The following is a 10,099-nucleotide window of genomic DNA, read 5'->3' on the forward strand; positions in this document are numbered from 1 at the left end:
AAAGAAGAATACGAAAAATGAATTAACTTGTTTTTTAGTTTTCCGGTTTCTCCGTCTATAATTAGTTTTTCATGAACGATTTTTTCATGATTGTAAAACGCATTTTCTTTTTTAAATAACCGAATAATCTTATCGGTTTGCCAGCCGCTAAAACTCAATTTTCTAGTCTTAAACATAAAAGTGCGGTACATGAAATAGGCAGCAATATGATCGTTTTGATTGATTACAATTTCGATTTCTTTTTCAAGTTCTGGAGTCAATCGTTCGTCGGCGTCTATAAAAAGGATCCAAGGATTTGAAGTCAAACTTAAGGCAAAATTGCGCTGCGCGGCAAAGTTTTCAAAAACGTGTTGTACAGCTCTAACATTTTTAAAAGAAGAGGCAATCTCAAATGTCTGGTCAGAACTAAAAGAATCTACAACGATAATTTCGTTTGCAAATGAAAGATTTTCCAAAACAGAACGAATGTTTTGCTCTTCATTATTTGTAATGATTAAGGCTGTTAAAAGCTGTTTTTCTGAAGAAACCATTGAGACTTAATTAAAAACTGTTTTGCTTTAAGAATGATTTAATTTTATCTTCAAAAAACTCAGGCAGAAATTTTTCATACAAATCCAGAGATTCTTTTTTTAGCATTTTTTCGTTTTTGTTTTCAAACAAAGCCGAACGATAATCTTTTAGGTGTACAGAAAGATGATGAATTCCGTCTTCAAATGTAGCCCAGATTTTCTTTTCAATCCATGGAGAAAAAATGATAAAAGAAGGTTTTTCTAATGCTTTTGCCATATTTATTGCACCACCATCATTCCCGATAATAGCATCGCATTGGTTTACTAAACCAATAAACGACCTTAAATCACCTCCTAATAAATCAAAGTAAATTTTATTTTGAGTAGATGGTTTACAAGCATTAAAAACCGTTTTTGCTTCTTCTAATTGTTTTGGAAAATAATTAAAAAGGATATTTACATCAGCATTGTCTGCAACATAATCAACCACTTTTGCCATAAATTCTAAAGGGTAGGTTTTAAGCTTTTCGCTTCCCAAAAGACTGATCATAATTGTTTTTCGGTCTTTTCTAACTTGATGTTTTTCAAATAAAGCCATAGCATCTTGATTTTCTTTTTCAGAAACAAACAATTTAGGAATAGGATCAATTGCTGTTTTAAGATGCAGTGGTTCTAGTAACGAAAGTCTTCTTTCAATTGCTAATCCTAAATTAGTTTTAGGAAAAGGTTCAAACGGAACATTATCAGTATATAAAAAGGTTCTTCCTGGTTTTTTGTATGAAATTTTTCTTTTGGCATTACTTAATAAAACCAAAATCCAGCTTTCTAATTTTGAATAAGCATCAATTAGTAAGTCGTAATTTTCTTTTCGAAGTTGCAGTCCCAATTTTAGAAGTTCTTTTTTGCTGTTGCGATGTTTTTCTTCAAACAAAATAACATTGTTAATATTTGGATTTCCTTCTAAAACTGGTGTTGTAGAAGCATAAACCAGATAATCTATCTGTGCATTTGGGTAGGCAGTTCGGAGGTTATTGCAAATAATACTGCTTACCAAAACATCTCCAATCATTTTTTGTTGGATTACAAGTATCTTCATTTATTAAAGTGGTATTTTAAATAAGATCTTGCAAATTGAAGCAAAAAAAATCAAATCTCAATCATTTTTTAGAACTGAATTTTAATTTTTAATTAATATTTATAGTTACAACTCAAAGGATCATCTTAAATCTTACTTTAATATAAATTGTAAGATTATATTTCTTTTTTATTTTGAAAAGTAAGTTAAAACTGTATTTTTGCATTTAAATAAAAGTTGTAGATGAAGATAAGTGGTTTGGTGATTACTTTTAATGAAGAAAAGAATATAGAAAAGTGTATAGATGCTTTATTAAAAGTTTGTGAAGAGGTAATTATTGTTGACTCATTTAGCCAGGATAATACGGTTGAAATAGCTCAAAAAAAAGGAGCAAAAGTGATTAAACAAACATTTTTAGGAGATGGACCACAAAGAACATTTGGCTTGCCTTATTGTCAAAATGATTGGATTTTAAATCTTGATGCAGATGAATTTTTAGATAAAGATGCCGAAGAATTTATTCTTGCAAAAAGATATTTAGAAGGAAATTACGATGCTTTTAGTTTTAGAGTTAAAAACTTTTTGGGAAATAAATTAATAGATTTTTCAGGTTGGTATCCAGATCATAAAGTACGTTTTTTTAATAAGCAAACGGCTCATCCTTCTGATTTCAAAGTGCATCAGAAAATTATAACACAAAATGAGAAAAAGGTTGCAGTTCATATTTTGCATTATGGTTGGGATTCGTTTGATCAGATTATAGCCAAGAAAAATCAGTATTCAGGCTGGCATGCGAAACAGTTATTTGATCAGGGAAAAAGAATTAATGCTTTTAAGCCTATTCTTAACGGAACGGTGGCGTTTATTCGTTGTTATTTTTTTAAAAGCGGGATTTTTAACGGATTAGATGGACTGTCAATCGCAATGATTCAGGGATTCTTTTCTTACATGAAGTATGCGAAACTTTTAAAGCTTCAAAAAAAGAATTATAATAAGTTACATTAATGACCTTTTACTTTTTGTTTTTCTAAATTAAAAATTGTTTCAATCCAATTTTCTAATGTGTATTTTCTGTAAATATCTTCAGGAATCGGTTCGTAGGAAGATTTAAAAAAATCGGTATCGAAATCTAAATTATTTTCATCAATAACTAAAATGTTTCTGGGGTTGTAAAAATCATAGTTAACAATATTAGTATTTGTCGTAATTAATTTCTTTTGCAGACCTAGACTTTCAAAAACTCTAAAAGTCAAACCATTCTGCTCTTTACGATGAATATCTAACAGAAACTTAGAATCATTTACAAATTCATTGACTTGATCAATTTGAATGTATTCTGAAATGAATTCAATATTCGATTCTTTCTTTTTCTTGTTTTTATCATAAATTATAATTTTAAACGAAAGTTCTTTTGCTTTTAACTCGTCAGCAATTTTACATATTGTTTTAAATCTATTGTCTTTTGAGCTTATATTAAAAACGTCATATTTATAAATTTGTGACGGATTTAATTTTGACTCATAGTAGATAAAATTAGTTATAAAATTTAGGTTGTATTTAATAGCATCTTCTTTTTCAAATGTATATACTTCGTCAAAATTTGAAATGGTAGGAATTATTTTTGGGCAACGATAAATATTATCATTAAAAAAGGCAATTGATTTTTTAGTATATTTTTTAAAATCCAAAATTTTATCAGGATCTATAAAATCGCCTTTTATAGTCAATATTATATCCTGAATTTCACCTAATTCTTTTAAACGATTATTTATTTCTTTGCCAAAATGAATGTTTTTTAAATTCTTTTTAAAAAATGCTTTAAGGAAAAAATTATAAATTCGGTAGCAAAAGTTAGGGTATTTATATTTAAAAGTATTGAAATCTATATGATTTGCAACATGTCCTTTTTTTTCTAGAGCTGTAACAATATTATGATTGTAGCCCCAATTGTCATGGCTAATAATGGTTATTTTCATTGTAAGAATATTATTTCTTTTTACTGCGAAAATAACATTTAGTATTTATGAAAACAATTTTTTGTAAGAAAATAAATATAATTAAGTGTAATTCTAAATTATAATAAGTAGTATTAAGGTATGTAGTGAGCTTCTAAATTTAGAGAACATATTTTATTAAACTTATAATAGTTGAAAAAAAGGAGTAATAAAAAAATCCAAATTCCAATAATAATCAATTGGAATTTGGATTTTTACTATTTAGCTTTTTAAAGCTTAAACTGCAACATCGTATTCGCGAAGTGCGTTGTTTAATGAAGTTTTTAAATCTGTAGATGGTTTACGAGTACCAATGATTAATGCACAAGGAACCTGATATTCTCCAGCAGCGAATTTTTTAGTATAGCTTCCAGGAATAACTACAGAACGAGCAGGTACAAATCCTTTCATTTCAACTGGCTCATCACCTGTAACATCAATAATTTTAGTAGATGCTGTTAAACATACGTTTGCTCCAAGAACTGCTTCTTTTCCAACATGAACACCTTCAACAACGATACAACGAGATCCGATAAAAGCACCATCCTCAATAATTACAGGAGCAGCTTGCAATGGCTCAAGAACACCACCAATACCAACACCACCACTTAAGTGAACGTTTTTACCAATTTGTGCACAGCTTCCAACAGTTGCCCATGTGTCAACCATAGTTCCTTCGTCAACATAAGCGCCAATATTTACATAACTTGGCATTAAGATAACACCGCTTGAAATGTAAGCACCGTAACGAGCAACAGCATTTGGTACAACACGAATTCCTTTTGCAGCATAATCTCTTTTAAGTAACATTTTATCGTGATATTCGAAAATACCAGATTCCCATGTTTCCATTTTTTGAATTGGGAAATACATTACAACCGCTTTCTTAACCCATTCGTTAACTTGCCATTTGTCACCAACTGGTTCAGCAACACGTAGTTTTCCTGCGTCTACCAATTCGATTACTTCTCTAATGGCATCTGTTGTTGTAGTTTCTTGTAGTAAAGCTCTGTTTTCCCAAGCTTGTTCGATTATAGTTTGTAAAGAATTCATATGTTTAAATTTTTGGCAAAGATAAGGTATTTGAAGAAATGCAAAAAAGCAAAACGACTCGAAAATGTTACAGGTTTAACTTTTTGTTTCTTATTTGTAAAATAGTAAAAGTTCTGAATAATCTAATTTTCACTTGTATTACCTCTATAAGTTTTTTTTATGTCAAAATATGACAAAAGTCAGATTTTCTGTTTTTTCTTCTCTCTAATTTCGCATCATTGAAAAACATTCCATTCAATACATTAATCATATAAGCAGTAAAATATGAATCAAGAAAATCAACTTCAGAACAGAGTCATAATAGACAAAGAAGTAACTTGGGATAAAACGCAGGTTATTATGAGTAAAACAAATGCATTTGGTATTATCGAATATGCCAACGAGGTATTTGTAGACGTTTGTGGTTATGAAGATTACGAATTAATGGGGCAGCCGCATAATATCATACGTCACCCTGATATGCCAAAAGTGATCTTTAAAGTGCTTTGGGAAAATTTAAAGCAAGGAAAAAACTTTCATGCTGTTGTCAAAAATCTGGCAAAATCTGGAAGATACTATTGGGTAATTACCGATTTTGAAATTGCACGTGACGAGAATGATGTAATTGTGAATTATTTCGCCAGAAGACAATCTGTTCCTCAAGAAGTAATTGCAATGCATATTGAACCTTTGTACAAGAAGCTTTTACAAATTGAAGCAGCGAGCGGAGTTGAATTTAGTGAAAAATACTTAATCGGATTTTTGGAAGAAAAGAAGAGAAGTTATGTGGAATATATTAAGGAGTTGATTTTCGAACACGAGAAATCGCAGTCTAAATTTGCTAATTATGTAGAGGAAGAAGATGGTGAAGAGGAAGAACATAGAGGTTTTTTTAGTCGACTGTTTGGAAGATAAATTTGAGTTATTTTTTAGGTTTGAATATTTGGATAGAGTCCGTCTTGAATTTTTTCAAGGCGGATTTTTTTAATTTACTACTAATTGATTGTCTATAACTCTATTGTTAAAGGATTGAATGTAGGCTTTTAGGAAACGTTCTAATTCTTTTGTTTTCGGCTTATCAATATTCATTAAGTTGGTTTTTAGATAAATATCTTTTTTCCAGTCATAAAGACCAATGGTTTGATTGTTACTATAAACAAGATAGTAATTATCTACAATGCAATGATATGTTCCTTGAAGATAATAAACTACAAAGTTTTCTTTGGAAGTATAACTTTTTCCAAAACTAACAATTTCGGTTTTTAAGTTTAAGTAATCTAAAATGCTTGGCACGATATCAATTTGCTGAAAATTTTTTTCATCAGTAACATTAAACTCTTGATTAGAAGGGTCGAAGAATAGTATTGGAATTCTAAATTTCCCAACGTTTGTTTTGTCTATAGCTCTGGTTCCGCTTGAAGAAGTGTGGTCTGCCGTTATGACAAAAAGAGTGTTTTTGTACCAATTTTCTTTTTGTATTGTTTTGAAAAACTTGCGTAGCGAATAATCAGTGTAAGCTATACTTTCTTGAATTTCTGTGTTTCCTTTTGGGAACTTTCCTTTGTACTTTTCAGGTATTATGTAAGGATTATGAGAAGATATAGTAAATAAAGTACTAAAAAATGGTTGTTTGAATGTGGTTAATTTAGAAGCAAAAAAACACAAAAACTCTTCATCAAAAACACCCCATTTTCCATCAAATGCTGGAGTTCCTGTATATTCATCTTTTCCATAATATTCGTCAAAACCAGCAACTTTACAATATTGATCAAAATTTTGGCTTCCGTTAAAAGCACCATGAAAAAAAGAAGTTTTATAACCTTCTTTTTTCAATATCTGCGGAAGACTTTTTGTTTTATTTAATGCATATCCGGAAGTGATAAATGAGTTATTCATCAAGCTCGGGATACTTGAGATTGTCGACGGAACTGCGTCAATAGATACTTTTCCGTTGGCAAATGCATTTTTAAAATAATGAGATTTGGTAAGTAATGAATCCAAAAAAGGGGTTTGACCACATTGAATATTTTCGTTGCCAAAGCTTTCCAAAATAATAATGACTACATTTTTTTTATTAGAAAGCCCTTTAGGATTTAATGATAAGACTGGATTAAAGATTGACTTCAATTCTTTTTCATTGTAATAATTGACTTTTTCTAGTTCTTTTTTCTTGAATGCGGTTTTTAGAATGGTAAAAGGGGTATTTAGCACCAAAGCAGAAGTGTTTAAATTTCCATATTTCATTCCGTCAACAATCTTTATAGGCTTCTTTTGTATTCCTCCACGAATCATTAAAAGAACTACACAAATTGAAACGACAATAAGGAAAATTTTTTGTAGATAATCTCTTCTAGTTAATTTTTTAATTTTAATTATTCTATTCGATTTAGGAAGTAATTTCCATAAAATAAGACCTGTTGTTACGAAAAGAAGTGCGATATACCAGAATTCTGTTAAAAAAGAAGGGAGGAGTCTTATCGCGTCATGCTCCATTCCGTCTGCAGTTATCATTGAAAAAGTGCTTCTTCGCCCGGTGAAACGATAGTAAATGATGTCAATGAAATTGGTTGCAATAAAAGCAAGATTTACAATATAAAATAACAAAAGTACAATCTTCTGATACCTATTATTGTATTTGAAATTACCAGGGACAAGATGTGCGATTAAAAAAGGAATATTAATATATGAAACTGCAGCAAGATCAAAAAGCAAACCACCTGCAAATACTGTTGTGCTTAAATTGTTAAAAGATTCAAGGTTGATAAAGTAAAATAGGATTCTGCAAATTTGATAGATTGCAATAATTAAAATGAATCTTTTTAGAAATACAATTAAGTTCTTTTTATAATTACTCACTTTGCGACTGATAGGTTGAACTTTTATTTTGATAAAATAAATTCCTGTGAATTTTTTCGCAAAAGTATTTTTAGGATGTTTCTTTGAATGGAGATAAAAGTTTTTTTTATACCAGTAAAAGACATTTGTTTTGTGTTAAAATCGAATTGGAGCATTAAAAATTTTTACTTTTGTTAAAAATTAAATCATGCCAAGAATTCTCTCTTTAGATTACGGACAAAAACGTACAGGAATAGCAGTTACAGACGAAATGCAGATTATTGCTTCGGGTTTAACTACAATTCCAACTCATACTTTAATTGATTTTTTAAAAGATTATTTTGCCAAAGAAAGGGTAGAAGCCGTTTTAATTGGAGAACCTAAACAGATGAACGGACAGCCATCAGAAAGTGCTTCAGTAATTAATGGTTTTGCAACGCATTTTTCGAATGTTTTTCCAGATATGAAAGTAATCCGAGTAGATGAGCGTTTTACATCAAAAATGGCATTTCAAACCATGATCGACAGCGGATTAAATAAAAAACAGCGTCAGAACAAAGGTTTGATAGATGAAATTTCGGCTACAATTATGCTTCAGGATTATCTTTCCTCAAAAAAATAACACTGTTTGACCTATTTATTGTTTATAATTTAAAGGTTTTTAGAAAATCCTAACTTTTATCTTGTAAAAATTAGTTTTTTTTTGCAATTAAAAAATTACCTTTGCACTTTAAATAAAAATACTGTTATGCCTGACGAAACCATACGTTCAAATAGTGATGTAGTACTCATTGGCGCTGGAATAATGAGTGCCACTCTTGGAGTAATTTTGAAAGAATTACAACCGGATATAAAAATTGAAATTTACGAAAGACTTGATGTTGCCGCCGCAGAAAGCTCTGATGCTTGGAACAATGCCGGAACTGGACACTCTGCTTTTTGTGAATTAAATTATACTCCAGAAAAGGCAGACGGCAGTATCGATCCTAAAAAAGCAATAAGTATAGCAGAATCATTTGAGATTTCGCGCCAGTTTTGGTCTTACTTAGTGCAAGAAAACAAAGTGCCTTCTCCAGATAATTTTATTAAAAGCGTACCTCATATGAGTTTTGTGTGGGGAGATAAAAATGTTGATTATTTAAAAAAGAGATTCGAAGCTCTTCAGAAAAATCCAATCTTTTCTGAAATGACTTTCAGTACTGATTTTGCTCAGTTGCAGAAATGGATGCCATTAGTAATGGAAGGTCGAAATGCTGATGAAAAATTGGCAGCAACGCATATGGAAATTGGTACCGATGTAAATTTTGGTGCTTTAACCAGAAGTATGTTCAGTTACTTAGAAAAATTAGATGGCGTTAATTTGTATTTTAACCATGAAGTTAAAAAACTAAGACAACGTGAAGATAAGTCTTGGAGAATAAAAATTACAGATTTATCTACGGGACAAAAACGCAAAGCATATACAAAATTTGTATTTATTGGTGCTGGTGGAGGTTCTTTGCCTTTGTTAGAAAAAGCAAATGTTCCAGAAGGAAATGGATACGGAGGTTTTCCGGTAAGCGGACAATGGTTAAAATGTACAAATCCTGAGGTAATTGCTAAACACGCGGCAAAAGTTTACGGAAAAGCAAGTGTTGGAGCTCCTCCAATGTCTGTTCCTCATATCGATACTCGTGTAATTGATGGAGAAAAAGCACTTCTTTTTGGTCCGTTTGCAGGGTTTTCAACTCGTTTCTTAAAAAATGGTTCTTACCTTGATTTGCCAATGTCAATTAAACGCAACAATTTAATTCCGATGTTAGCTGCTGGATACCATAATATTCCTTTGACAAAATATTTGATTGAGCAGGTTCGTCAGTCTCCAAAAGACAGAATGAAGGCTTTACGCGAATATTTACCAACTGCACGTTCTAAAGACTGGAAATTAGAAAAAGCAGGTCAGCGTGTTCAGGTTATTAAAAAAGACGAAAAAGAGGGTGGAGTTTTAGAATTTGGTACAGAAGTAATCAATACGCATGATGGAACTTTAGCTGTTTTATTAGGTGCTTCTCCAGGAGCTTCTACAGCTGTTGGAATTATGGTTGATTTGATTGGAAGATGTTTCGCAAATCAAATTAAAACACCAGAATGGGAAGCGAAATTAAAAACAATGATTCCTTCTTATGGTCAAACTCTGAATGATAAACCAGAGCTTTTAGCAGAAATTAGAAAACACACAGCAGAAGTTTTGAAGATAAAATAAGCTTCTTGAATATAGAATAAAAAACAAATCCAGATGAATTAATCTGGATTTGTTGCTTTTAGATCAGTTGTGTTTTTAAGTATTTTTTCGGCAAGATTGCTCATCCAGATTAATTGCTCAATAACCATTGAAGCTTCCTGCATTTTTGCCTGACGGGTTTCTTTGTCTAAATCATCGTCTGCAGCAAGTCTGGAAAAGTTTTTCCGTTTTAATTCTTCAAATTGCAGTGTTACATCTTCTTTTTCAAAAAAAGTATCAGTCAGAATGGTTTCGTTTCTTAAAACGGCAATAGAATGGTCTAAATTGGCCAAAATCGTTTTAATAATATAATTGAAAGATTCCGATGCAGACGTAGTTTGATGCGACTGTATATAAGTTGAAAGCGACGCTAAAGCCGATAATAAAGAATGAT

At 30.8% G+C, this 10,099-nt stretch carries 9 protein-coding genes and 1 pseudogene; 4 read left to right on the top strand and 6 right to left on the bottom strand.

Annotated features, from left to right (window positions below):
• Both VGE71_RS09535 and VGE71_RS09540 read right to left on the bottom strand, forming a co-directional pair.
• On the bottom strand, positions 1-530 hold a 530-nt coding region (locus tag VGE71_RS09535; protein ID WP_331138119.1), incomplete at its 3' end, for a glycosyltransferase family 2 protein.
• A gap of 10 nt (positions 531-540) precedes the next feature.
• Positions 541-1,605 carry a glycosyltransferase family 9 protein gene (locus VGE71_RS09540; RefSeq protein ID WP_331138120.1) on the bottom strand — a complete coding sequence of 355 codons (1,065 nt, stop codon included), beginning with the start codon at positions 1,603-1,605 and terminating at the stop codon, positions 541-543.
• 222 nt (positions 1,606-1,827) lie between these two features.
• Here VGE71_RS09540 and VGE71_RS09545 point away from each other — a divergent pair, with 222 nt between their 5' ends.
• Positions 1,828-2,589, top strand: coding sequence for a glycosyltransferase family 2 protein (locus tag VGE71_RS09545; protein WP_331138121.1), 762 nt, complete (start codon positions 1,828-1,830; stop codon positions 2,587-2,589).
• Here the strand turns inward: VGE71_RS09545 and VGE71_RS09550 are convergent.
• Together VGE71_RS09550 and VGE71_RS09555 are read right to left on the bottom strand one after the other, a co-directional pair.
• Positions 2,586-3,560 carry a hypothetical protein gene (locus tag VGE71_RS09550; RefSeq protein ID WP_331138122.1) on the bottom strand — a complete coding sequence of 325 codons (975 nt, stop codon included), beginning with the start codon at positions 3,558-3,560 and terminating at the stop codon, positions 2,586-2,588. The genes VGE71_RS09545 and VGE71_RS09550 overlap by 4 nt on opposite strands.
• A gap of 255 nt (positions 3,561-3,815) precedes the next feature.
• Complete coding sequence (locus VGE71_RS09555) at positions 3,816-4,631, bottom strand: 2,3,4,5-tetrahydropyridine-2,6-dicarboxylate N-succinyltransferase (protein WP_091491210.1); 816 nt, start codon at positions 4,629-4,631, stop codon at positions 3,816-3,818.
• A 264-nt stretch (positions 4,632-4,895) separates the two neighbouring features.
• Between VGE71_RS09555 and VGE71_RS09560 the strand changes: the two genes are divergently transcribed.
• Positions 4,896-5,525, top strand: a complete 630-nt coding sequence (locus VGE71_RS09560) for a PAS domain-containing protein (protein ID WP_331138123.1) — start codon at positions 4,896-4,898, stop codon at positions 5,523-5,525.
• A 69-nt stretch (positions 5,526-5,594) separates the two neighbouring features.
• On the opposite strand, the gene VGE71_RS09565 is transcribed toward VGE71_RS09560, so the two are convergent.
• Complete coding sequence (locus VGE71_RS09565; RefSeq protein ID WP_331138124.1) at positions 5,595-7,466, bottom strand: LTA synthase family protein; 1,872 nt, start codon at positions 7,464-7,466, stop codon at positions 5,595-5,597.
• A gap of 187 nt (positions 7,467-7,653) precedes the next feature.
• Between VGE71_RS09565 and ruvX the strand changes: the two genes are divergently transcribed.
• Together ruvX and VGE71_RS09575 are read left to right on the top strand one after the other, a co-directional pair.
• The gene (gene ruvX, locus VGE71_RS09570; RefSeq protein ID WP_331138125.1) at positions 7,654-8,067 is read left to right on the top strand and encodes a Holliday junction resolvase RuvX; all 414 of its coding nucleotides are present in this window, start codon (positions 7,654-7,656) and stop codon (positions 8,065-8,067) included.
• Positions 8,068-8,193: 126 nt separating this feature from the next.
• Positions 8,194-9,687 carry a malate:quinone oxidoreductase gene (locus VGE71_RS09575; protein ID WP_331138126.1) on the top strand — a complete coding sequence of 498 codons (1,494 nt, stop codon included), beginning with the start codon at positions 8,194-8,196 and terminating at the stop codon, positions 9,685-9,687.
• 38 nt (positions 9,688-9,725) lie between these two features.
• Here the strand turns inward: VGE71_RS09575 and VGE71_RS09580 are convergent.
• Positions 9,726-10,099: pseudogene (locus VGE71_RS09580) on the bottom strand (FUSC family protein); the annotation flags it as partial.

Source organism: Flavobacterium sp. (genome assembly GCF_036405015.1).
Classification (GTDB): domain Bacteria; phylum Bacteroidota; class Bacteroidia; order Flavobacteriales; family Flavobacteriaceae; genus Flavobacterium.